Origin of the sequence: Flavobacterium sp. 5, from assembly GCF_002813295.1 — a bacterium.
Lineage (GTDB): Bacteria > Bacteroidota > Bacteroidia > Flavobacteriales > Flavobacteriaceae > Flavobacterium.
This window is the reverse complement of the sequence record NZ_PHUE01000001.1, coordinates 2,085,636-2,108,650: the sequence shown is the minus strand read 5'-3', so window position 1 is coordinate 2,108,650 and position 23,015 is coordinate 2,085,636. Positions and strand designations below refer to the sequence as shown.

The 23,015-nt window shown below is 32.7% G+C and carries 24 protein-coding genes; 21 read left to right on the top strand and 3 right to left on the bottom strand.

Annotation, left to right across the window (positions count from 1 at the left end):
- The first annotated feature begins 112 nt into the window (after positions 1 to 112).
- The 12 genes from hemA to CLU82_RS08515 all read left to right on the top strand — a co-directional run bounded on the left by hemA (position 113) and on the right by CLU82_RS08515 (position 9,760).
- The gene (hemA, locus tag CLU82_RS08575; protein ID WP_100842703.1) at positions 113 to 1,417 is read left to right on the top strand and encodes a glutamyl-tRNA reductase; all 1,305 of its coding nucleotides are present in this window, start codon (positions 113 to 115) and stop codon (positions 1,415 to 1,417) included.
- A 69-nt stretch (positions 1,418 to 1,486) separates the two neighbouring features.
- On the top strand, positions 1,487 to 1,891 hold the full coding sequence (locus CLU82_RS08570) for a GxxExxY protein (protein WP_100842702.1): 405 nt from the start codon (positions 1,487 to 1,489) through the stop codon (positions 1,889 to 1,891).
- A gap of 147 nt (positions 1,892 to 2,038) precedes the next feature.
- On the top strand, positions 2,039 to 2,965 hold the full coding sequence (gene hemC / locus CLU82_RS08565; RefSeq protein WP_100842701.1) for a hydroxymethylbilane synthase: 927 nt from the start codon (positions 2,039 to 2,041) through the stop codon (positions 2,963 to 2,965).
- A gap of 23 nt (positions 2,966 to 2,988) precedes the next feature.
- Positions 2,989 to 3,642 (top strand): uroporphyrinogen-III synthase, encoded by a 654-nt coding sequence (locus CLU82_RS08560; RefSeq protein ID WP_100842700.1) that lies wholly within the window; start codon positions 2,989 to 2,991, stop codon positions 3,640 to 3,642.
- A gap of 39 nt (positions 3,643 to 3,681) precedes the next feature.
- A complete protein-coding gene (hemE, locus tag CLU82_RS08555) occupies positions 3,682 to 4,707 on the top strand; it encodes a uroporphyrinogen decarboxylase (RefSeq protein WP_100842699.1) in 1,026 nt (341 codons plus the stop codon).
- Positions 4,708 to 4,785: 78 nt separating this feature from the next.
- Positions 4,786 to 5,163 carry a hypothetical protein gene (locus CLU82_RS08550; RefSeq protein WP_100842698.1) on the top strand — a complete coding sequence of 126 codons (378 nt, stop codon included), beginning with the start codon at positions 4,786 to 4,788 and terminating at the stop codon, positions 5,161 to 5,163.
- 2 nt (positions 5,164 to 5,165) lie between these two features.
- Positions 5,166 to 5,717 carry a GNAT family N-acetyltransferase gene (locus CLU82_RS08545; RefSeq protein ID WP_100842697.1) on the top strand — a complete coding sequence of 184 codons (552 nt, stop codon included), beginning with the start codon at positions 5,166 to 5,168 and terminating at the stop codon, positions 5,715 to 5,717.
- Positions 5,707 to 6,615, top strand: a complete 909-nt coding sequence (hemF, locus tag CLU82_RS08540; RefSeq protein ID WP_100842696.1) for an oxygen-dependent coproporphyrinogen oxidase — start codon at positions 5,707 to 5,709, stop codon at positions 6,613 to 6,615. Before CLU82_RS08545 ends, hemF begins: the two co-directional genes overlap by 11 nt.
- Positions 6,616 to 6,708: 93 nt before the next feature.
- Positions 6,709 to 7,170 carry an IS200/IS605 family transposase gene (tnpA, locus tag CLU82_RS08535; RefSeq protein ID WP_100842695.1) on the top strand — a complete coding sequence of 154 codons (462 nt, stop codon included), beginning with the start codon at positions 6,709 to 6,711 and terminating at the stop codon, positions 7,168 to 7,170.
- A gap of 100 nt (positions 7,171 to 7,270) precedes the next feature.
- Positions 7,271 to 8,266, top strand: a complete 996-nt coding sequence (gene hemB / locus CLU82_RS08530; protein WP_100842694.1) for a porphobilinogen synthase — start codon at positions 7,271 to 7,273, stop codon at positions 8,264 to 8,266.
- 4 nt (positions 8,267 to 8,270) lie between these two features.
- A complete protein-coding gene (locus tag CLU82_RS08525; RefSeq protein WP_100842693.1) occupies positions 8,271 to 8,654 on the top strand; it encodes a c-type cytochrome in 384 nt (127 codons plus the stop codon).
- A 251-nt stretch (positions 8,655 to 8,905) separates the two neighbouring features.
- Complete coding sequence (locus CLU82_RS08515; protein WP_100842692.1) at positions 8,906 to 9,760, top strand: CPBP family intramembrane glutamic endopeptidase; 855 nt, start codon at positions 8,906 to 8,908, stop codon at positions 9,758 to 9,760.
- Between the two features lie 166 nt (positions 9,761 to 9,926).
- On the opposite strand, the gene CLU82_RS08510 is transcribed toward CLU82_RS08515, so the two are convergent.
- A complete protein-coding gene (locus CLU82_RS08510) occupies positions 9,927 to 10,634 on the bottom strand; it encodes a trans-aconitate 2-methyltransferase (protein ID WP_100842691.1) in 708 nt (235 codons plus the stop codon).
- An 11-nt stretch (positions 10,635 to 10,645) separates the two neighbouring features.
- The gene (locus CLU82_RS08505; protein ID WP_100842690.1) at positions 10,646 to 11,269 is read right to left on the bottom strand and encodes a bifunctional 2-polyprenyl-6-hydroxyphenol methylase/3-demethylubiquinol 3-O-methyltransferase UbiG; all 624 of its coding nucleotides are present in this window, start codon (positions 11,267 to 11,269) and stop codon (positions 10,646 to 10,648) included.
- Positions 11,270 to 11,446: 177 nt separating this feature from the next.
- Here CLU82_RS08505 and CLU82_RS08500 point away from each other — a divergent pair, with 177 nt between their 5' ends.
- From CLU82_RS08500 to CLU82_RS08460, 9 genes are all read left to right on the top strand, one after another.
- Entirely contained in the window at positions 11,447 to 12,340 is an 894-nt protein-coding gene (locus tag CLU82_RS08500; protein ID WP_100842689.1) for a LysR family transcriptional regulator, read from the top strand.
- On the top strand, positions 12,330 to 12,815 hold the full coding sequence (locus tag CLU82_RS08495; protein WP_100842688.1) for a methylated-DNA--[protein]-cysteine S-methyltransferase: 486 nt from the start codon (positions 12,330 to 12,332) through the stop codon (positions 12,813 to 12,815). The genes CLU82_RS08500 and CLU82_RS08495 overlap by 11 nt, the downstream gene beginning before the upstream one ends.
- 86 nt (positions 12,816 to 12,901) lie before the next feature.
- A complete protein-coding gene (locus CLU82_RS08490) occupies positions 12,902 to 13,615 on the top strand; it encodes a 3'-5' exonuclease (RefSeq protein WP_100842687.1) in 714 nt (237 codons plus the stop codon).
- A gap of 60 nt (positions 13,616 to 13,675) precedes the next feature.
- Positions 13,676 to 14,779 carry a winged helix DNA-binding domain-containing protein gene (locus CLU82_RS08485; RefSeq protein ID WP_232735231.1) on the top strand — a complete coding sequence of 368 codons (1,104 nt, stop codon included), beginning with the start codon at positions 13,676 to 13,678 and terminating at the stop codon, positions 14,777 to 14,779.
- Positions 14,780 to 15,085: 306 nt separating this feature from the next.
- Positions 15,086 to 16,525: a nucleoside recognition domain-containing protein gene (locus tag CLU82_RS08480; protein ID WP_100842685.1), complete on the top strand. Its 1,440-nt coding sequence runs from the start codon at positions 15,086 to 15,088 to the stop codon at positions 16,523 to 16,525.
- 202 nt (positions 16,526 to 16,727) lie between these two features.
- The gene (locus tag CLU82_RS08475; RefSeq protein WP_100842684.1) at positions 16,728 to 17,204 is read left to right on the top strand and encodes an FKBP-type peptidyl-prolyl cis-trans isomerase; all 477 of its coding nucleotides are present in this window, start codon (positions 16,728 to 16,730) and stop codon (positions 17,202 to 17,204) included.
- Positions 17,205 to 17,442: 238 nt separating this feature from the next.
- Positions 17,443 to 18,279, top strand: coding sequence for an FKBP-type peptidyl-prolyl cis-trans isomerase (locus tag CLU82_RS21150; RefSeq protein WP_369829006.1), 837 nt, complete (start codon positions 17,443 to 17,445; stop codon positions 18,277 to 18,279).
- Positions 18,280 to 18,301: 22 nt separating this feature from the next.
- Positions 18,302 to 19,096, top strand: coding sequence for a polysaccharide deacetylase family protein (locus CLU82_RS08465; RefSeq protein WP_100842683.1), 795 nt, complete (start codon positions 18,302 to 18,304; stop codon positions 19,094 to 19,096).
- A gap of 532 nt (positions 19,097 to 19,628) precedes the next feature.
- The gene (locus tag CLU82_RS08460) at positions 19,629 to 21,230 is read left to right on the top strand and encodes a fumarate hydratase (RefSeq protein ID WP_100842682.1); all 1,602 of its coding nucleotides are present in this window, start codon (positions 19,629 to 19,631) and stop codon (positions 21,228 to 21,230) included.
- 109 nt (positions 21,231 to 21,339) lie between these two features.
- Here the strand turns inward: CLU82_RS08460 and CLU82_RS08455 are convergent, their stop codons facing one another.
- Positions 21,340 to 22,971, bottom strand: coding sequence for a hypothetical protein (locus CLU82_RS08455; RefSeq protein WP_100842681.1), 1,632 nt, complete (start codon positions 22,969 to 22,971; stop codon positions 21,340 to 21,342).
- Positions 22,972 to 23,015 lie beyond the last annotated feature (44 nt).

Below are 23,015 nucleotides of genomic sequence, written 5' to 3'. Positions count from 1 at the left end.
TAGAATTGCTATTTTGAATCAATTTATTCCATAGCGATATAAAAAGTTCCTCTAGCGTTGTTTTTATAAATTAGTTAGTAATAATTTTGTCAAACTTTTAAGGAAGTATAATATGGAAAATTTCAATATGTCCAAAACTACCACATTTTACGCTTTAGGTTTAAGTTATAAAAAAGCAGATGCTACAATTAGAGGAAAATTTAGTTTAGATGCTAATGCACAATCTGCCTTATTAGAACAAGCCAAAGTCGAAGGAATCGAATCATTACTTGTAACTTCTACTTGTAATAGAACAGAGATTTATGGTTTTGCCAATCATCCATATGAGTTAATCAAATTACTTTGTGATAATAGTAATGGCTCTGTAGAGGAATTTAGAGAAGTTGCTTTTATCTACAAAAATCAAGAAGCAGTTAACCATATGTTTCGTGTAGGAACTGGTTTAGACAGTCAAATTTTAGGTGATTTTGAAATTATCAGTCAAATTAAAAATGCTTTTAATCAAAGTAAGGCTCTAGATTTAGTGAATACTTTTCTAGATCGTTTGGTAAACTCGGTGATTCAGGCGAGCAAAAAAATCAAAACAGATACTGAAATATCATCTGGTGCAACATCCGTTTCGTTTGCATCTGTACAATATATTATTAGAAATGTAGAAAACATTGGAGACAAAAATATTCTACTTTTCGGAACAGGAAAAATAGGTAGAAATACTTGTGAAAACCTTGTAAAGCATACTAAAAACGGTCATATTACTTTGGTAAACAGAACCAAAAATAAAGCCGAAATTTTAGCTGGTAAATTAAATGTAATCGTAAAAGATTATGCCAATTTACAAGAAGAACTTCAACAAACAGATGTTTTGGTTGTAGCTACAGGTGCTAAAAATCCAACAATAGACAAAGCATTGTTGAATTTAAAAAAACCGTTATTAATTTTGGATTTATCCATTCCTAGAAATGTGAATCCTGATGTAGAACAAATCGAGGGTGTAACTTTAATACATTTGGATTATTTGTCTCAAATAACAGATGATACTCTAGAAAGAAGAAAACAACATATTCCTGCTGCCGAAGCAATTATCGAGGATATAAAATTAGAATTTAATATTTGGATGAATGGTCGTAAATATGCACCAACCATCCACGCATTAAAAGCTAAATTGAACGATATAGTAGCAAGTGAATTGGCTTTTCAAAGAAAAAAAACATCTAATTTTAATGAGGAACAGGCTGATTTAATCAGTGCTAGAATTATTCAAAAAATTACGAATCAATTTGCTACTCATTTGAAAGATGAAAATACTTCGGTAGATGACAGTATTGAGTTTATTGAAAAAATATTTCAAATTGGACAATTAGTACCAAAAAATATTCCTTCTGAAATCGAAGAAAAATACAAAATCAATTTGTCATAAATGTTAACCATTAAGATATTAAGAAAATTAAGGTTTAGTTAATTACTGAAAAATGGTTGAAAAAATTCTATGACAAAAAAAGATGTTACGAAATTGTCTTATGAGATTACTGGGTTTGCCATAAAGGTTCATAAAGAGCTTGGGCCAGGACTTCTAGAAAGTGTTTATGAGCAATGTCTAAAATATGAATTAGAAAGAAGCGGATATGATGTAAAACAACAATTGAGTGTTAAAATTGATTATTATGAGCTCAAATTAGAATCAAATTTAAGAATTGATTTACTTGTAAATGATTGTGTTGTGGTTGAATTAAAAGCAATAGAAAATCTATTACCAATTCATGAAGCTCAATTATTAACATATATGAAATTATTACAAAGGCCGCAAGGGCTATTGATTAATTTCAATACAACAAACATAACAAAGTCAATGAAACCATTAGTAAACGAATTTTTTTCTAAATTAGAAGATTAAGTAATTTTTAGTGGTTAAAATAAAATATAATTTTTTAAGCATTAGAGATTTAGAAAATTAAGATTGCTTATAAACTCTTTCAAAAAAAACCTTAAATGAACCTTAATTTCTTAATGGTTAAAAATAAAACAATGTTTTTAAAATAATATGGCTGAAAAAGTTATTAGAATAGGAACACGCGATAGTGAATTAGCACTTTGGCAAGCGCATACCGTTGAAAAAAAATTAAACGATTTAGGGTATAAAACTGAAATTATTGCCGTAAAATCGGAGGGTGATATTATCCTTGATAAACCTCTATACGAACTCGGAATCACTGGAATATTTACAAAAACATTGGACATTGCGATGATAAATGGGCAAGTCGATATTGCCGTGCATTCGATGAAAGATGTTCCTACTGCTTTGCCAATTGGAATTGTTCAAGCAGCAGTTTTGGAAAGAGCCAATACTTTGGATATCTTGGTTCACAAAGGAAATCTGGATTTTCTTGAAAGTACTGGAACGATTGCAACAGGAAGTTTGCGTCGTCAGGCGATGTGGCTGAACAAATACCCAACTCATACCGTAGTCGATTTACGTGGAAACGTGAATACAAGAATGCAAAAGCTACAAGATAACGAATGGAATGGCGCTGTTTTCGCAGCAGCAGGTTTGGAAAGAATCAACTTAAAACCAACAGATTTTATCGATTTGGATTGGATGATTCCTGCTCCAGCGCAAGGCGCGATGGTTGTTGTGGCTATGGCAAACGATGATTATATACTTGATGCTGTTTCTCAACTTAATGACGTCGAAACAGAAATCTGTACTCATATAGAAAGACAATTCCTGAAAATCCTTGAAGGAGGTTGTACAGCGCCTATAGGTGCATTAGCAACTTATTGTGAAATAGAAGATACTTTTACTTTTAAAGGAATTTTATTGTCTATTGATGGAAAACAAAAATTAGAAATCGAAAAAATTGTTCCCGTTGAAGAGTGGAAAAAATTAGGTTTTAGCTGTGCTAAAGAAATATTAGATAATGGCGGAGCTGAATTGATGGCGACGATAAAAGCAACTTTGAAAAAATAATTCGATTTCCTCAATATAAAATCATGAAAATACTCTCTACAAAAATACTTGCTGAATATCAAAAACAACCACTGATTGAAGCGGGTTTAGAGTTCGCTGAAAATGATTTTATTACTAGCAAAATTAAACCTTTTGATTTAAAGAACATCAACGAAAGTTTGATTTTTAGCAGTCAAAATGCTGTTGAAACCATTCTACAACATCCTGATTTAGAAATATTAAAAACTAAAAAGATATATTGTGTTGGTTTGAAAACCAAAATATTACTTTCCGAAAGTGGTTTTGAAGTAATCGCTTATACAGGATATGCTTCTGATTTAGCAGAAATAATTACTTTGATTTACAATTCCGAAAGTTTCACTTTTTTCAGTGGTAATCTTAGAAGAGATACATTGCCAACTGCATTGACAGAAGCTGGGATAAAATGGAACGAAATTCAAGTTTACGAAACTTCGTTAACACCTCATAAAATAAAGAATGCTGTAGATGCTATTCTTTTTTTCAGCCCTTCGGGAGTGGAAAGTTATTTAAAAGAAAACACAATCAAAAAAGAAGTATGCTTTTGCATTGGCGATACCACGGCATCTGCATTAGAAAATATAGCAAAAAACATCATCATCGCTGACCAACCTTCTGTTGAAGATGTAATTGAAGCAGTACTAGAAGAATATAAATAAAATAAATAGCTCAGCACTAGAGCCAATATCTATACAATTATGTTAAAGAACGACCTATTTTTAAAAGCACTAAAAGGAGAAACAGTACAACGTCCACCAGTTTGGATGATGCGTCAGGCAGGAAGATATTTGCCAGAATTTAGAGCTTTGCGTGATAAATATGATTTTTTCACCCGTTGTGAAACTCCAGAATTAGCGGCAGAAATTACCGTTCAACCGATTCGTATTGTAAAACCAGATGCGGCTATTTTGTTTTCGGATATTTTGGTAGTGCCAAGAGCGATGGGAATTCATGTAGAATTGAAAGATAATTTGGGACCAATTATTCCAGATCCAATTCGTACGATGGAGCAAGTGAATCAGGTATATGTTCCGGATGTAAATGAAACTTTAGGTTATGTTTTTGATGCAATCAGATTGACCAAAGAAATGCTTGATGATGAGGTGCCTTTGATTGGTTTTGCAGGTTCACCTTGGACAATTTTCTGTTATGCTGTTGAAGGAAAAGGGTCAAAAAGTTTTGATACAGCTAAAGGATTTTGTTTTTCAAACCCAATAGCAGCGCACACTTTATTGCAAAAAATCACCGATACTACTATTTTATATTTATTAGAAAAAGTAAAAGCAGGCTGTAATGCTATTCAGATTTTTGATTCTTGGGGAGGAATGCTTTCTCCTGTAGATTATCAAGAATTCTCATGGAAATACATTAACCAAATCGTTGAAGCATTGGCTGAGGTTACTCCAGTTATTGTTTTCGGAAAAGGATGTTGGTTTGCTTTGAACGATATGGGTAAAAGTAAAGCTTCTGCTCTTGGAGTAGATTGGACTTGCTCGCCTAGAAATGCTCGTTATTTATCAGGAGGAAAGATTACTTTACAAGGTAATTTCGACCCATCAAGATTATTGTCGCCAATTCCTGTCATCAAAAAAATGGTACACGAAATGATTGACGAATTCGGAAAAGATAAATACATCGTAAACTTAGGTCACGGAATTTTACCAAATATTCCTGTTGACCACGCGAAAGCTTTTGTGGAAGCGGTGAAAGAATACGGACAGTAATAGTTGATAGTTTGTAGTTGATAGTTGTTGGGTTTGCAATTACTATCAACTATAAATCATTAACAATCAACTTATAAAATGCTAAACAAAGGCTTAAAAGATCAGGAAAGTCAGCGAATAGACAACATCCTCAAAAGGTTGATGTCTATTGTTTTTGTTCCAAAGGTTTGGACTTTTGAGGATTTAAATCAAGTTGAAGAACAGCTCAAAGATTTTGGATTGAATGTTGAAAGTTTGGTCGAAATAGAAGCAAATGATTTAGTTGTACTTTTGGATAGATTGCATTTTGATTGGAATCAAAAAGAACAATTTGCTGATTTTTTAGTGGCGCTTTCTAAAGAAAACAACTTTGATTTAAATGAAAAAATAATTGCTATTTACAATCATATTCAATCGGAAAGTAAGATGTTTTCTTTTGGAATAAATGCTAAAATCGCTTCCGCTAAAAACAAATAAAAATGAGTTTTACAGATTGGAAAATAGACCGAATTGAAAATATTCTTCCCGAAGAGTTCCATCAACTTATTGATAAGAATAAAAATCATATTGCAAAAACTTTCCCTGTAACTCTTACCAATTCTGATTCTTTTAAAAAGGCAGAGAATTTCATCGCTGTCAATCTTGACAAAGAGAAGAACAAAGAAGGTTTTTATTTTTTCGCAAGAGATATTAAAACAAATACTTTAATTGGTTATTTGTGTATAAAAACCATAGATTATCGCATTTCTAAGTGCGAATTGGGATATTTTATCGCAGAAGATTTTCAAGGAAAAGGAATTACATCAAAGATGGTTGCTGAAGCTCTCAATTTTTGTTTCAACGAATTGATGATGAATAAGGTTTTTATCTGCACTTCAGATGTTAATTTTGCAAGCCAAAGAATTGCATTAAAACATAATTTCCAACAAGAAGGAATTTTACGAGACGAATTTAGAAACGGTGATGGAACATTAGAAAACACTGTTTATTACGGTTTGCTTAAATCTGAATATTTAAAAAATGAAAAATAAATTTTACGCCTACATACAAAACCTACAAGACCAAATCGTAGCAGGATTAGAAGCTGTTGATGGTCAAGCGAAATTCAAAGAAGATCTTTGGGATCGTCCAGAAGGCGGTGGCGGAAGAACCCGCGTTATCGAAAATGGAGTTGTTTTTGAAAAAGGCGGTGTAAATATCTCAGCTGTTCATGGTAAATTACCAGAGAGCATGCAGAAATTATTCAACGTTGGCGAAGCCGATTTTTTTGCCTGTGGATTGAGTTTGGTTTTGCATCCAAAAAATCCAATGGTGCCAACCGTTCACGCTAATTGGCGCTATTTCGAAATGTACGATGATAACGGTAATGTGATTCAACAATGGTTTGGTGGTGGACAAGATTTAACGCCTTATTATTTGTTTGAAGAAGATGCAAAATACTTTCATCAAACCTGCAAAACAGCTTGTGACAAACACAATTCAGAGTTTTACCCAAAATATAAAAAACAATGTGATACTTATTTTTGGAATGCACATCGGAACGAAGGCAGAGGAATCGGTGGTTTATTCTTCGATTATTGCAAAGCAAACGAAGAGATGAGTATGGAAAATTGGTTTAACTTTGTAGCTGAAGTCGGTAATAGCTTTCTTCAAGCATATGTGCCAATTGTAGAAAGAAGAAAAGACTTGCCCTATACACCAGAACAAAAAACATGGCAGGAAATCCGACGTGGTCGTTATGTTGAATTTAATTTGGTTCACGACAAAGGCACATTGTTTGGATTAAAAACCAACGGAAGAATAGAAAGTATTTTGATGAGTTTACCACCACATGTTCAGTGGGTTTATGATCATCATCCTGAAGTTGGAAGTGAAGAAGAGAAATTGATAAAAGTATTAGAAAATCCGATTGATTGGATAGCTTCGTAGAAGCGCTATAATTATAGAAAAAAAATTTACGTATTCAACTGAGCTCCATAGGAGCGTTATATTTATAGCTGAATATTTATAGATAAATTTATAATGGCAAACACATATTCCCAATTATATATTCAAATTGTTTTTGCTGTCAAAGGCAGACAAAATTTGATTTCCAACAAATGGAAAGACGAATTGTATAAATATATAACAGGAATTGTTACAAATGAAAATCAAAAATTGATAGCTATTAACGGAATGTCTGATCATATTCATATTCTAATTGGATTAAAACCTAATAGAGCATTATCAGATTTGGTTAGAGATATAAAAGCTAATTCTTCTCGATTTATCAATGAAAAAAGATGGATAAATGGTAAATTCGAATGGCAAACAGGATTTGGAGCATTCAGTTATAGTCAATCACAATTGACAAATGTTATCAATTATATCCAAAATCAGGAAGAACATCATAAAACGAAAACATTTAAAGAAGAATACATCGATTTTTTAAAAGCATTTGAAATTGAATACAAAGACGAATATATTTTTGAAGAATTAGAATAATACATTGCGATTAAAATGTCGCTCCTCTGGAGCTCAAGAAAACAACACTAATATTTCTATAAACATATCGCTCCAATGGAGCTAAAAATCACAAATAATTATGTTCCCATTACAAAGAGGTAGAAGATTAAGAACCAACGAATCCATTCGTTCTTTAGTACGTGAAACGACTTTAAGTCCATCCGATTTTATGTTTCCAATGTTTATTGCTGAAGGCGAAAACGTAAATGTTGCAATTCCATCGATGCCAGGTATTTTCCGTCGTTCTATTGATTTAACTGTTGAAGAAGTCAAAGAATTATTCGCATTGGGAATTCGTGCCGTAAATATCTATGTAAAAGTTAGTGAAGATTTAAAAGACAATACTGGAAAAGAAGCTTGGAATCCAAACGGATTGATGCAACAAGCTATCCGGGCTATCAAAACCGCTTGTCCAGAAATGATTGTAATGCCCGATGTGGCTTTAGATCCCTATTCGATTTATGGTCACGACGGAATTATTGCCAATGGCGATGTTGAAAATGATTCAACTAACGATGCGTTAGTAAAAATGGCAGTTTCTCACGCCGAAGCTGGTGCCGATTTTGTAGCGCCTTCGGATATGATGGACGGTCGTGTATTGCGTTTACGCCAAGGATTGGATGTCGCAGGTTTTCACAATGTGGGAATCATGAGTTATTCGGCAAAATATGCTTCGGCGTTTTACGGACCTTTCCGTGATGCTTTAGACAGCGCACCAAGAGAAGCTAATGTTGTAGTTCCAAAAGACAAAAAAACCTACCAAATGGATTATGCTAACCGCATCGAAGCCATCAAAGAAGCACTTTGGGACGTCGAAGAAGGTGCCGATATGGTCATGGTAAAACCTGGAATCGCTTATTTAGATATCGTTCGTGAAGTTAAAAATGCAGTTAATGTTCCTGTGACTGTTTTTCATGTATCAGGCGAATATGCAATGATTAAAGCTGCTGCCGAAAGAGGTTGGTTGGATAACGACAAAATTATGATGGAACAATTGATGTGTATCAAAAGGGCAGGAGCAAGTCTGATTTCTACTTATTTCGCCAAAGAAGCTGCGATACTTTTAAACAAATAAAATCATGAAGAAAATAATTATAGCCGTTACTCTTTTTGTATTAGTATCCTGTAAAAAAGAAAGTCAGGAATCTTTTGGAAAACCTACTGAAATTACAACAGAAGCTCAAACACCAGAAGCTTTAGGAAAAGAAATTTTTGAAGGTAAAGGAAATTGCGTTGCTTGTCATCAAGTAGATAAAAAATTGATTGGACCAAGTCTTCAGGAAATTGCCAAAATCTATAAAGATAAAAATGGCAATCTAGTTAATTTCTTCAAGGGCGAAGGCGAAGCTATTGTTGACCCAAGTCAGTTTGAAGTAATGAGAGCCAATATAGAAATTACCAGAACCTTTTCAGACGAAGAATTGAAAGGTTTAGAAGCTTATATCGATTCCAATCTGAAATAATACTTCTAAAAGAACAAATCTTAATATTAAAATCCTTTCCGTGAAACCCTTTCAGAGTTTTAAACTCTGAAAGGGTTTTCGTTTGAACACTTATTTAATCCCACCAAAAGCTCCAAAACATGCATTTTTGTGTAAAGTTTCAACACTAGAGAAACCTACTTTTTTCATCAAATCCAATTGATATACCATTGATCTCGGACTATTATCTATTTCAATGTAACAAAAAATAAACTAAAACGTCTACTTACAATATGGATACACTTTTAATTTCTCGAAAACAAGTTTGGAAAACTTTGATATTATTTTTAAGTATTTTAATTATACTTAGTGCAATTTGCTATTATGCTATAATAAAATTAAATCCTACAAGTATTTATGTTGGAGCATTAATGATGTGTCCTGCATTATCTGCATTCATTACATTAAAAATCATAAAAAGACCTATTTCAAGTTTACCTTGGGAATTGAAAAAAATTAAATATTTACGATTATCATATTTAGTTCCAACTATTTATATATCAATAGCATATATTTTAATATGGATATTTGGTTTTGGAAGCTTATTTAATCAAAATACAGTTGTCGAATGGTCTAATGAATTAGGAATAAAAGAATTCAATAGTTTTTTTGTAATACTATTGATGGTTTTACTTTTAGCAACAGTAGGTGTTGTAAAAAACATAGGTTCTACTTTAGGTGAAGAAATAGGATGGCGGGGATTTTTTATTTTTGAACTTAGAAAAATATTCTCTTTTGGAGGCGTATCAATAATTAGTGGTCTAATTTGGTCACTCTGGCATTGGCCTCTTATTTTCTTAATCTATAAAGGAAGTAACGATATTTTAATTCATATAGTTTCATTTACAGTAATGATAATAGGAATGTCTGTTATTTTGACTTACTATACTTATAAATCAAATAGTCTATGGCCTGCAGCTCTTTATCATTCAGTTCATAATATTTATATACAGAAAATATTTACTCCATTAACATCAACAAATGAGATAAGTAAATTTTGGATAGATGAATTTGGAATAATGCTCCCAATTATCACAACAATTTTTGCAATTTACTTTTGGTATAAAGCAAAAACTGAAAACTTATAAACACTATTCCAAAGGCTCATTAATTTCCAAATTTGATTATAGAAAATATTTGAAAGTATCATTTCAAAATTCTTTCAACTCTGTCGAAAAATGACAAGGTTATTTGGTAGTAAAAAAAAACACACAAAACCATCTCAATTTAGAGATGGTTTTTGTTTTTTTATAATTATTTGATTCCACCAAAAGCTCCAAAACAAGCATTTTTGTGTAAAATTTCAACACTCGAAAAACCTACTTTTTTCATCAAATCCAATTGATACACCATCGATCTCGGAGTATCTTCTTTTTCGATATAATCAAAAACCTTTTGTTGGTATTCCTCGCCACCGTGTAGCTTCAAATAATCACCATATCTGCCCCAAATCAATTGATTTATCGCTTCGTTATCTTGAGTCAATAAATCCGAAATCAACAAACAACCACCGTCTGTTAAACTATCATACAATTTCTTAAAAACAAATTCCCAGTCCGAATCTTCTCTTAAATGATGCAAAACCGCTCCAGCTAAGATAATGTCAAAATGATTTTTAGGTAAATCTATATCTCGGATATCCCCTTGAATCGTTTCTACAGTTCCGGCTGTCCCTTCCGAAACTCGCTCTTGAGCTTTATCTAACATATTTTGGCTCAAATCAATCAAAGTACAGTTCAAATCAGGAACTTTAGAAAGCATTTTCAACGTATAATTTCCTGCTCCACAACCTAGATCCAAAACGGTGGTTGCATTTGGTTTTATCGCTTTAGCAGAAGCTGTCAAAAGGTCTAATGAAATTTGCGCATCCATTGTTGCTACTTGTCCTGTTTCTAAATTGGCGAATCGTTCGACATCATTGTCAAAACGTTCTTTGATTTCGTTTACTGTTGATTTTTTCATAGTTTCTAATTTTATTTTTTTCTTCCCACAAATCGTATTACTGAACCTTTTCCGTTATGAAATATTCCTTCGTTAAGTTCAATTTCCTTTTCTGCCAATTCTTCAAAATCGTAATCTGGAAAATCAGCCTTTATTTCTTCTATCGAGAATAAAGATTCTATGTCTTTTGGACCTCCAATTTTTTCATCCTTTAGAACATAATGAAGATGTTTTTTACTGAAAGCTTCAAAAATAACGACTCCTCCCTTTCGTAAATAACGATCCAAAATTTTATGATATTGGGATTTGATTGTAGCTGGAAAATGAGCGTAAATAAGCCCAATAGCATCAAATTGATCATGTTCATAATCTATTGTTTCCAGTTCGCCAACTTGATAGTCAATCGTCACATTATTTGATTCTGCAAGTTGTAGTGCTTTCTTTTTTCCTTTCAGACTTATATCAAAAGCAAAAACCTTCCAACCCAATTTGGCAGCATAAATGGCATTACGGCCTTCTCCTTCTGCAGGAAAAAGAATAGTTCCCACTTTTAATTTGTCTAGTTGTTCTTTTAGGTATTTGTTAGGCTCTTCTCCATAAGCAAATTCTTTGTTGCTGTATCTTTTGTCCCATCTGTCTTTCCAAATCTGTTCCATACTATTTTGTTTTTATATTTAGTATTAGTGTCAAAATTAATTATCGATATTTGGTTGTAACGAACTCATTATTAGTTTTAATGACTAAATTTTTAATTTTCACATTACAAACTTAAAATTTTTATATATGACTTAAAAATGCTTAATTTGTCAATTATTAATACCTAATAAGTATTTATGGAATTACGTCACTTAAAATATTTCTTAAAATTAGCTGAGGAATTGAGCTTTGTTCGTGCTGCGGATAAATTATTCATTTCTCAACCGCCTTTGAGTCGTCAGATTAAAGAATTGGAAACTGAAATTGGAGCTCAGCTTTTTGAGCGTAACAATAAACGCGTAATTCTTACTGAGGCTGGAAAATATTACCAAAAGGAAATTCAGGAATTGGTTCAAAACTTGGAACGCATCAATTTGACTACCAAAAAAATTGCTGAAAATCAAAGTGGTGAGTTTCGCATTGCCTATGTCAGTTCTACTTTTTCGGGAGATATTTCAAAGCTGTTGCAATTTCTTTCTGAGAAATATCCTTTTGTAAATTTTCGGCTTTACGAAGTACCAACAGTCAAACAAATTGCTGCTTTGGAAGAAGGAAAAATAGACTTTGGAATTATTCGTGCGCCTTTGTATTCTTCAAAAATAGATTCTCAATTATGGTTCAAAGACAGTTTCTCCATTGTATTTAACAGAAATAAATATAATATTACTACAGAAGAGGAACTGAAAAAATTACAAGATGCAACTTTTGTATTTTTTAATAAAGATTATGCTCCTTACTTTTACGATGTTTTATTGCAAATTTGTGCTCAATATGGTTTTGAACCAAAAGTTGTTCATGAATCCAATAACATTTCGTCGATTATCCAGCTGGTAAAGAGCGGATTGGGTATTTCGATTGTTCCAACTGCGATTATGAAAAATTATAATTATCCAGAATTGGAATTCGTAGAAATCAAAAGAAGGTTTCTTTTTACCCATATTCTATTGGCTACTCCAAAAGGAAGCCAATCAGAAATATCCAAAGCAGCCATACAATTTTTAATGCAACAAAATGTGAAAAATGAAGAATAACGATCAATCTACGGCGTATTTCAAGACTCCATTGGGAATTGCAAAAATCATAGGTGACCAAAAGGGAATTTCGGTAATTTCAATATTAGCTGAAGGTGAAATATCAAATGAAATCCCGGTTATTCTAAAAGAAGCTGTTTCTCAACTTACGGATTATTTTGACAGTAAAAGAACAAATTTTGATTTTAAACTGAATCCTAAAGGAACAGATTTTCAGCAAAAAGTATGGAAAGCACTACTAGAGATACCCTATGGTAAAACATTAAGCTATATGGATTTATCAAAAAAATTAGGTGATATAAAAGCAATTCGTGCTGTAGCTTCTGCTAATGGGAAAAACCCACTTTGGATTGTTGTTCCTTGTCACCGTGTTATAGGAAGCGATGGATCGCTAACGGGTTACGCAGGTGGATTATGGCGAAAGAAATGGCTACTAGAACTTGAAAATCCAACGACTCAGCAAAGCTTATTCTAGTTAAATAAAGAAGAATTGAACGAATTTTCATCAATTAAATTATTAGATTTGATTTGTTATTGAAATTCAGATTTAAATTAATTATTATGATAGAGAAAATAAATCTCAACAATATCCTTTTCCTAGACATAGAAACTGTTCCTGAATCTGAAGATTACAATGCTTTGGACTCTGAAATGCAAGTGTTGTACGAGCAAAAAACACAATACCAACGCAAAGATGATTTTACAGCTGAAGAATTTTATGACCGTGCTGGAATTTGGGCTGAATTTGGGAAAATTGTCTGTATTTCTGTGGGATATTTTGTCATTAAAGGTGATATTCGAAACTTTAGAGTGACTTCTTTCTTTGGCGAAGAGCCGAAACTTTTAAAAGATTTCAATAATTTGTTGAATAATCATTTCAACGGGCCTCAACATGTTTTGTGTGGACACAATGCTAAGGAATTTGATATTCCGTTTCTTGCCCGTAGGATGATTATCAATCAGATTCCAATTCCCGACAAGCTGAATTTATTTGGTAAAAAACCTTGGGAAATTGCGCACTTGGACACTTTAGAATTATGGAAATTTGGTGATTACAAACATTATACTTCTTTAAAATTGATGTGTAAAGTCCTTGGTATTCCTTCTCCAAAAGGCGATATCGACGGTAGCCAGGTTGGGTACGTTTTTTATGTAGAAAAAGACATTGACCGAATAGTCACTTATTGTGAAAAAGATACAATTGCTGTAGCGCAAATATTTCTTCGCTTACGAAGAGAGGATTTATTGATTGAAGAAGAGATTATTCATGTATAGTTTTTTTAAGTAGCTAAGTTTCTAATATGCAAAGTGGCTGAGTTTTAGAACCACACTTAAATGAACTTATATAACTTATATGGTTTAAAAATGACACATCAGGAAATTGCAAACTATCGACTTGCTTCGCAAAAGATTTTTAAAATGACTCAGCAAACACCACAAGAAATCGTACGGCATCTTGGAGCTATGCAAGCGCAGGATTATGCTATGGCTAAATGGGCGATTGGCTCGAGATGTGATGCTTCTGAAAAAAGTATTGAAGAAGCTATTAATTCGGGTGAAATTATTAGAACACATATTTTAAGACCAACGTGGCATTTTGTAGCTGCCGAAGATATTCGTTGGATGTTAGCTCTTTCTGCACCACAAGTAAAAAAATTTACAGCCTCGGCCGCAAAAAAGTATGGTTTTGATGACAAAAAATTGGATCAAACTAATTCATCGATTGAAAAGTTATTAGCAGGAAATAATCATCTGACACGCGATGAAATCATGCAAGAACTAGATATTAAAAAAACTTCTAGTCAGGATTTTCTTAGTGCTGTAATAATGATGAATGCGGAACTGGATGGTTTGGTCTGTAATGGAAGAATGAAAGGGAAGCAAATTACTTATGCTTTGCTCGATGAACGAGTTTTGAAATCCGAAATGAAGCTTACTACAGAAGAAGCGCTAGCTAAATTAGCCAAACGGTATTTTGAAAGCCATGGTCCAGCAACTTTGCTCGACTTTTCGTGGTGGTCTGGTTTTTCAATAGCAATAATTAAATCAGTAATTAATTTAATAGAGTCTGAATTGGATTCGATTGAAATTAATAATCAGAAGTATTGGTTTAGACTTGATGTAATTGATATTGATAACTTTCACGAAAGTGTGCATTTTTTACCTGCTTTTGATGAGATTTTAATCTCCTATAAAACTCGAGAAGCATCCATTTTATTAGAGCATCAACCTAAAGCATTTACAAATAATGGCATTTTTAAACCCGTCATTCTCGAAAACGGCAAAGTCATTGGAACCTGGAAACGAACCATCAAAAAAGATCACATGAAAGTAGAAACGCAGTTTTTTACTGTTACAGATGAAGCTAAAAAGAGTATTGTTTTTGAAGAGATTAAACATTTTGAAAATTATCTGGAAACCAAAGTTATAATTGAGTAGGTTTCTTTATTTTCTAAGATAAATAGGCAAAACATTTAAAACCAATCAATAGATTAATCGTGATAATAATTTTAAGTGTATTTTTGATATAAAAAAATACTGACTGAATAGTCAATCACTATGAAAAAGATTAAAATGGTATGATTTAAATTTTGTTTTATTCACGATGAGAAGACTTAATGATTTTGTTAGAGGTTAGTGATGTTTAAAAAATTAATTTTGATAGTAATTTTAAAATGTAAATTGCAGTTTGCCCTTTATATTGAAATTGTTATTGATTTATTACATTTACAAAAAATATAAATTATGGTATTAAGTAGATTCTGGTTGGTTATTTTTATTTCCTCGATTGTTTTTATTGTTGTCAGTTTGTTTACTGCCAATACCTATACCATTGATTATGTTTTGAATGGAAAAAAAGACGATCCTGTTTTAATTTCTGAAAAATATATTGAACAAGTTCCTGCTTTTATCAAAGACAGTATTAAGAAAGCAACAGATCAAACCATGATTATCAATCGTGATACGCTAAATGCAGACACAACTTATGTTTATAAAAATAAAACAGTAAAGATTTTCAGCGGAGTTCAAAAATCGGATGGTTTATTACCAACTTGTAAAAGTACTTTGCTTGATTTGATTTTGCCACTTATGGCTTATCTGGCCTTTTTCTGCGGATTGATGGAACTTTTAATCATTTCTGGAGCCTCTGGAAAATTAGCTAAACTATTGAGTCCTGTATTTGTAAAAGTGTTTCCTAGTATTCCTAAGGATCACCCATCTATATCCTACATGACGTTAAACTTTGCTGCTAATTTCCTAGGATTAGATTCTGCTGCGACACCATTTGGGCTTAAAGCCATGGAAAGTTTGCAAGAAATAAATCCCGAAAAAGACAAAGCCAGCGACGCTCAGATTATGTTTATGTGTCTGCATGCTTCGGGGCTGACATTAATTGCAACATCTATTATTGGCTATCGCGCTGCTGCGAATGCTACTAACCCAGCCGATGTAATGTTACCTTGTATTATAACTTCTTTTATTGGTACTATTGCTGCTTTTTTAATTGTTGGAATCAAGCAAAAAATTAATTTCAAAAGCGCTTCATTGGTTGTGGCTCTGATAACATTAATTGCCGCCATAGTTGGTTTGTTGATGTACGTAAACCACTTAGATTTAATTGGAAAAAACTATTTTACATCTAATCTTTCTGCTTTGATATTGGTTGGAATTATTGCTTTTACTTTGCTATTTTCATTTATAAAAGAGAAGGAATTTACAGATGCTAAAACCACAGTTTTTGAAGCCTTTGTGTCAGGTGCCAATAATGGAGTCAAAACAGGAGTTACCATTTTTCCTTATGTTTTGGGAATGTTGGTGGCTATTTCTTTATTCAGAAACAGTGGTTTATTTGAAATTATTAGCAACTGGATTGCATTTGCTTTCTCTAATATGGGTGTCAATAAAGAAATTACTGATGCTTTACCAGTAGCATTGCTTAGACCGTTTAGTTCTGCTGGTTCACGAGGTTTTTTGATTGATTCGATGAATACTTTTGGTGCCGATTCTATGACGGGAAGGTTAAGTAGTATTTTTCAATGCAGTGCCGAAAGTACTTTCTATGTAATTGCCGTTTATTTTGGTTCGGTAAATATCAAAAATACCCGTTACGCTTTAGGAACGATGCTTTTGGTCGATTTGATTTGTGTAATTACAGCTATATTTGTGGCTAGTTGGTTTTTTTAAAAAAAAGAACTGCAAATTAATTTTAGAAGATTAGGTGTTTTAATTTATTTTTCATTCTTTTGGATGCTCACAATCTATTATTAACCAATTAAACAGAAAAAAATGTCAAAATATACTAAATACATTGCGATAGGTTTACTTATCTTATTCTTAGTTACTAGTTTATTAGCTTAAATTTTACTCAAACAATAAATCTCAACAAATGAAATACTCTTTTTTAGCTCTTGTAGCTGTGCTTTTTATGTCTTGTAATGACAAGAAAAAAGAAGAAAATATAACTCCTGCTGCTAATACTGAGGCTGTCCCAAACAATGAGGCCGAAATCGTAAAATATATTGCAGATAATCATTTAAAAGCAACACGTACTGAGTCGGGTTTGTATTATGTAATTGAAGAAGCGGGAACAGGAAAACAGCCAACTGTTGATTCTGAAGTTACAGTTGCATACAAAGGATATTTTACCAATAAAGAAGTTTTTGACCAGAGTGATAAAAAAGGGATTTCTTTTCCTTTACGTGGTGTAATTGCTGGTTGGACAGAAGGAATTCAGTATTTTAAAGAAGGTGGTAAAGGAATTCTTTTAATTCCTTCTGATTTGGGATACGGTCCTGGAGGACAAGGTCCAATTCCTGGAGGATCAGTACTGGTTTTTGATATTAAATTAAACTCAGTTAAATAGAACTCTCTATTCACAAAAAACTAAAAAAGCTACAGATCAATAACTGTAGCTTTTTTAGTTTTGGTAAGCTGTTATTGTATGCCGCTGTTAATTACAGTTTAATTAAACCAAATGTTATTAAGCATTAGCTACTGAACAGTTTATTAATTTTAAAAGTTATTTTTTTTAAGAAAATATTAGTAATTGGTGCTATGCCAAAAAAGTTATATTTGCTACCAACAACTATTAAAATTTATTTATGAAATATTCATTCCTTGCTATTATTGCTGTACTTTTTATGTCTTGCAGTAACAGTGACTCTAAAGAAGAAGTAGATTATAGCGCTCAAAATGAAGCTGAAATAAAGGCTTATGTAACAGAGAACAATCTAGATGCAAAAAGAACAGATTCAGGTTTGTACTATGTAATTAACGAAGAAGGAACAGGCAAGCGACCTACAGCAATTTCAAATTTGACTGTTTCTTACAAAGGGTATTATACTAACAAAAAGATACTTGATCAAAGTACAGACGCTGGTTATACTTTTAATTTGCAGGGAATGATAAAAGGTTGGATTGAGGGTATTCCTTTTTTTAAAGAAGGTGGAAGTGGCATTCTGTTGATACCAGCGCATTTGGCTTATGGCAGTAATGATTATAAAGGTGTTCCAGCAGGCTCTGTATTAATTTTTGAGATTAAATTGATTTCGGTTGAATTCAGTGCTGCAAATGACGCCAAAATTGTGAAATATATTGCAGACAATCAACTAAATGCCGTAAAAACAGAATCTGGTTTGTATTATGTAATTGACGAAGCGGGGACAGGTAAACAACCTACAGCTACTTCAAATGTTACGGTTGCTTATAAAGGCTATTATACTGATAAAACTGTTTTCGATCAAGGAAGTAGTACTGGCATTTCATTTAACCTGCAAGGTGTAATAAAAGGATGGATGGAAGGAATTCCATATTTTAAAGAAGGGGGAAGTGGTAAACTTTTAATACCAGCTAGTTTGGGTTACGGTAGTTACGATTATAGGGGTATTCCTGGGGGATCTGTTTTGATTTTCGATGTTAAGCTAATTTCAGTTAATTAAACGTTTAGTAAATTTTATAACTATGAAAATACAAGGCATCATTATCTTATTACTGTTAATGTTTGGACAACAGGCTCAATCACAGCAAACTGAATTATGGAACAATAAAAAATGTGCCGTTGTACTTACTTATGATGACGCTCTTAATATAGATTTGGATATTGTAATTCCAGCTCTTGATTCGCTTGGTCTCAAAGGAACATTTTATTTGATTGGAGAGTCTTCTGCTGTAAGCAAACGAATTCCCGAGTGGAGATTGGCTGTGCAAAAAGGCCATGAATTGGGTAATCATTCTTTAATGCATCCATGTGATGCTACTTTTCAAGGTAGGTCTTGGGTAAGTCCTGATAGAGCGCTTAATAATTATACAGTGACAAGAGCAGTCAACGAAATTAGAGTTACAAATACTCTTTTGCAGGCAATAGACGGTAAAACAGAACGAACTTTTGCGTTTCCATGTGGAGATACTAAAATTGGTTCAGTTAATTTTTATGATGATTTAAAAAATGATTTTGTTGGTGCTAGAGGTGTTCAGTCTGGTTTTCAACATATAAAAGAGGTTGATTTAAATAATATCAATTGTTTTTATATCGATGGTCATTCTGGTGATTATATGATTGATTTGGTTAAAAAAGCAATTGAGTCTCATACTTTATTAGTGTTTTTATTTCATGGTGTTGGTGGAGAACATGCTATCAATGTTTCTGCAAAAGCCCATAAAGAATTACTGCAATTTATGAAATTACATGAAAAGGAAATTTGGAATGCTCCTATGGTAGATGTTGCCAAATTCATTCGTAAAAATCAAAAGTCATAATTTGGGTTAATTAATTTTTTGATTCAAAATCTATGTATAATATAAAAGCCTCACATAATGCTACCGTGTGGACACAAATAGTAAATATTACTTTTTAACCACAAATTTCACAAATTAGCGCAAATCGGTATAGTGAAAATAGTTATTGGGTTGATTTAGCATATTCAAATTTGTGCTAATTTGTGCTAATTTGTGAAATTTGTGGTTGATTTTATACTTATGTCCACACGGTAGCATTATGTGAGGTTTTTCTTTTTTATAAAGCCGATTTGATGGTAATTGTAAATCATAGCAAAGAAGTAAAATCTTTCCTCTTAGCCCTGATCGAAGTGATATCCTTTGTGGTTTTTATTTAAAACTATAAAGATAAAGCGGAGAGCAGGACACATCCAACCCAAAATGGCTGATGTTACAGTTTCTAAAATAAATATTTGAGTTAATATTTTAATAATTTCTTTACGGAACGTGATATAAATCAGTTATGTTTCTTTGAACAATTCTTATATTTGGCTTTCTTTAAAAAAAACAAACTATGGACTTTATATATCAGGATCCTTATCCTATTTTAAGAGATGATACGCAATACCGCAAAATTAGTTCTGATTTTGTAAAAGTGGAACAATTTGGAGAACGCGAAATTCTTACTGTCGATCCAAAAGGATTGGAATTGTTGGCTCAGGAAGCATTGAAAGATGTTTCGTTTATGTTGCGAACTTCACATTTGGAAAAACTAAAAGCAATTCTTGACGATCCAGAAGCGACAGACAACGACCGTTTTGTGGCGTATAATTTATTGCAAAACGCAGTTGTGGCTATCGATGGCGAGTTGCCTTCTTGTCAGGATACCGGAACAGCGATTGTAATGGCCAAAAAAGGTGAAAATGTATATACGGGAGCCGATGATGCAGAATGGCTTTCTAGGGGGATTTTTAACACCTATCAGGAGCGTAATCTTCGTTATTCTCAAATTGTACCGATAAGCATGTTTGAGGAAAAGAATTCTGGATCTAATCTTCCGGCGCAAATTGATATTTATGCTAAAAAAGGAGCTTCGTATGAGTTTTTGTTTTTAGCAAAAGGTGGAGGTTCTGCCAACAAAACATATTTGTACCAGCAAACAAAATCGTTATTGAATGAAAAATCATTGGATGCTTTCATTCGTGCCAAAATAATGGATTTAGGAACTTCGGCTTGTCCGCCTTATCATTTGGCTTTAGTAATTGGAGGAACATCTGCTGAAGCAAATTTAGCTGCTGTAAAAAAAGCCTCTGCAGGTTATTTTGATCATTTACCGACAACTGGAAACATGTCTGGTCAGGCATTTCGTGATTTGGAGTGGGAAAAAAGAGTACAGTTAATTTGCCAGCAAAGTGCTATTGGAGCACAGTTTGGAGGAAAATATTTTACACATGACGTTCGTGTAATTCGTTTGCCACGTCACGCTGCTTCTTGTCCAGTTGGGTTAGGAGTTTCTTGTTCTGCTGATAGAAATATCAAAGGAAAAATTACCAAAGATGGTATTTTTGTAGAACAATTAGAAGTAAATCCAAAACGATTATTGCCAGAAACAGCTCCACATTTGGAACCAGCAGTTGAGGTTGATTTGAACCAACCGATGACTGATATTCTTAAAAAGCTTTCACAATATCCAATTAAAACCCGTTTAAAGCTAAACGGAACTTTGATTGTTGCTCGTGATATCGCACACGCAAAAATCAAAGAATTATTGGATGCTGGTAAACCAATGCCAGAATACTTTAAAAATCACCCAATCTATTATGCAGGTCCTGCAAAAACTCCAGAAGGAATGGCTTCGGGAAGTTTTGGTCCTACAACTGCGGGTCGTATGGATGTGTATGTTGAGGAATTCCAAAAAAATGGTGGAAGTATGGTAATGCTTGCCAAAGGAAACAGAACCAAAGATGTTATGAATGCTTGTAAAACTTACGGTGGATTCTATTTAGGGTCTATTGGAGGTCCTGCAGCTATTTTGGCTAAAGAAAATATCCTTTCGGTTGAGGTAGTTGATTTTGAGGAATTAGGTATGGAAGCTGTTCGTAAAATTACTATCAAAGATTTCCCTGCTTTTATTATTACTGATGATAAAGGAAATGATTTCTTTGAGAATCTTTAGATAAAGCAGAAAATATTTATATCAAAAAGACCGCTATACTTTAGCGGTCTTTTTAGTTATTTTAATTCAGAAATATTTAAGGAAGTCCCATTTTAGAATATCTATGGTTCTAATTTTTTCGAACATAAACATTTTCACCAACCTTTAATTTATTGTTAGAAATAAAAATTAATGGAATCGAACTAACTTCACCAGCATCTGTTACCTCTAAACTATTTCCCTTAAGAATATAGGTACCATTGGATGAGTCATTAATTGTTTCCTGAGTATCTTTTCCGTCTTCAGTAACTACACAATTTTTATCAGTTTGAAAATTGTAGTAAATATGGTTTGATGTGCCATTTGTAGTATAAGTGTTCTCAGTAAATACTAAAACTTCACTTGTATAAGTATAAGCACCACCTACTATGTTGCAATTAAAATAAACATCGTCATACTGACCAAGTAATAAACCATTATTGAATGATTCCATTTCCCAAGTACCTACAATTGAACGAACCACTTTGATTGGTAATTTACCAGAAAAAGAACTTATTTCATCAGTGTATTTGTAATCAATAAAAGATTCAACAACTGATTGACTAGAATTTTCTTTTATTTTTACTTCAAAATTTAATTGTCCATCTTTTTCTAGGTTTGATGAAACTAATTCTAAATTTGAATCGCTTATTGAAAATTGAATGTTTTTAAAATTTTCAGAATTGGCTAATATAGCTGTTTCAGTATCAGATGATTTTAAAGTTTCTAAAGTAACTGAACCATAATCAAGCCCTTTGCTTGCATTTGCTTTTTGAATTTCAATATTTTCTTTTTCAGCATAATAGTTATATTGGTCATATGATTCAAAATATTGTTGAAGTGACGGATTCGTGTTCGCTCTATCACCAGTAATTATTCCTCTTTGAATAAAATCAGCCTTAATAGTAGTTTCTACACCATCTGTTAGCATAAATATAGCATCCTCTCTCTTGCCAGAATTGTATCCAAAATGAGTTGCTATTGTTAATACCGTATTATCTATTATTTCTTCATTAGCTTTATAAGCTTTATAAGCACCAGCCAAAGCTGCCACTCCGCCTAAAATCGGAGAGGTAGGAATTAGTAAAACTGCAGCTCCCATTAGACCAACAGCAGCTATATGTTTACCAACGGAAGCTGGTAATGAAAAAGAAAACCCTTTGGTAGTAGCGGCATCAAATGAAAAGATTTTGTCAAAATTTGCCTTATTTGCACTGTATAATATAGCTATTTGTGTTTTCTCCTGAATAGAAGCACTTTCATATTGAGTATTAAAAGTATTTATAGCATTTTTTAATACTGTAGCTTCTTGAGAATCATCTAAATTTTGCTCAAAGGTGTTTAGGTTTACAAACAAATCAGACATTGCAGCATCGGGTGTGCCAGTAAGCAAAGTATCTTTAACATCATAAGTGAAAGTCGCACTGTTTAAGGCGGGAATGGTTAAAGTATGTACCCCGAGAGTTGTTGAATAAGGCAATAAAAAAACTAATTTATCATTCCCTGATTTTATTAAAGTTATAGTAACTCCATCAAAATCACCTTGGTATTCATTATTAGATAAATTGGCGTCTGGTAAATTTATGGTTACTAGTTGTGATCGTGAAATTTCACCACCTACTTCTTTAATGGGTTCTTCTGTAGTATCTTCCTTTGAACATGACACAAGTAGTAGTACACTAATGGTCAATAATAAATAAAGTTTTGAGTAAAGCTGTTTCATAAAATTTGATTTAATTTTTTGTAAAATTATAATTTTATTGCACG

Bases quoted from the DNA above. Each gene is read 5' to 3' on its own strand.
- tnpA (WP_100842695.1), top strand. From the start codon at position 6,709: ATGGCAAACACATATTCCCAATTATATATTCAAATTGTTTTTGCTGTC.
- CLU82_RS08465 (WP_100842683.1), top strand. From the start codon at position 18,302: ATGAAAATACAAGGCATCATTATCTTATTACTGTTAATGTTTGGACAA.
- hemC (WP_100842701.1), top strand. From the start codon at position 2,039: ATGGCTGAAAAAGTTATTAGAATAGGAACACGCGATAGTGAATTAGCA.
- hemF (WP_100842696.1), top strand. From the start codon at position 5,707: ATGAAAAATAAATTTTACGCCTACATACAAAACCTACAAGACCAAATC.
- CLU82_RS08570 (WP_100842702.1), top strand. From the start codon at position 1,487: ATGACAAAAAAAGATGTTACGAAATTGTCTTATGAGATTACTGGGTTT.
- CLU82_RS08510 (WP_100842691.1), bottom strand. From the start codon at position 10,634: ATGAAAAAATCAACAGTAAACGAAATCAAAGAACGTTTTGACAATGAT.
- CLU82_RS08500 (WP_100842689.1), top strand. From the start codon at position 11,447: ATGGAATTACGTCACTTAAAATATTTCTTAAAATTAGCTGAGGAATTG.
- hemA (WP_100842703.1), top strand. From the start codon at position 113: ATGGAAAATTTCAATATGTCCAAAACTACCACATTTTACGCTTTAGGT.
- CLU82_RS08455 (WP_100842681.1), bottom strand. From the start codon at position 22,971: ATGAAACAGCTTTACTCAAAACTTTATTTATTATTGACCATTAGTGTA.
- hemB (WP_100842694.1), top strand. From the start codon at position 7,271: ATGTTCCCATTACAAAGAGGTAGAAGATTAAGAACCAACGAATCCATT.
- CLU82_RS08490 (WP_100842687.1), top strand. From the start codon at position 12,902: ATGATAGAGAAAATAAATCTCAACAATATCCTTTTCCTAGACATAGAA.
- CLU82_RS08560 (WP_100842700.1), top strand. From the start codon at position 2,989: ATGAAAATACTCTCTACAAAAATACTTGCTGAATATCAAAAACAACCA.
- CLU82_RS08545 (WP_100842697.1), top strand. From the start codon at position 5,166: ATGAGTTTTACAGATTGGAAAATAGACCGAATTGAAAATATTCTTCCC.
- CLU82_RS08550 (WP_100842698.1), top strand. From the start codon at position 4,786: ATGCTAAACAAAGGCTTAAAAGATCAGGAAAGTCAGCGAATAGACAAC.
- CLU82_RS08525 (WP_100842693.1), top strand. From the start codon at position 8,271: ATGAAGAAAATAATTATAGCCGTTACTCTTTTTGTATTAGTATCCTGT.
- CLU82_RS08460 (WP_100842682.1), top strand. From the start codon at position 19,629: ATGGACTTTATATATCAGGATCCTTATCCTATTTTAAGAGATGATACG.
- CLU82_RS08505 (WP_100842690.1), bottom strand. From the start codon at position 11,269: ATGGAACAGATTTGGAAAGACAGATGGGACAAAAGATACAGCAACAAA.
- hemE (WP_100842699.1), top strand. From the start codon at position 3,682: ATGTTAAAGAACGACCTATTTTTAAAAGCACTAAAAGGAGAAACAGTA.
- CLU82_RS08480 (WP_100842685.1), top strand. From the start codon at position 15,086: ATGGTATTAAGTAGATTCTGGTTGGTTATTTTTATTTCCTCGATTGTT.
- CLU82_RS08475 (WP_100842684.1), top strand. From the start codon at position 16,728: ATGAAATACTCTTTTTTAGCTCTTGTAGCTGTGCTTTTTATGTCTTGT.
- CLU82_RS08485 (WP_232735231.1), top strand. From the start codon at position 13,676: ATGAACTTATATAACTTATATGGTTTAAAAATGACACATCAGGAAATT.
- CLU82_RS21150 (WP_369829006.1), top strand. From the start codon at position 17,443: ATGAAATATTCATTCCTTGCTATTATTGCTGTACTTTTTATGTCTTGC.
- CLU82_RS08515 (WP_100842692.1), top strand. From the start codon at position 8,906: ATGGATACACTTTTAATTTCTCGAAAACAAGTTTGGAAAACTTTGATA.
- CLU82_RS08495 (WP_100842688.1), top strand. From the start codon at position 12,330: ATGAAGAATAACGATCAATCTACGGCGTATTTCAAGACTCCATTGGGA.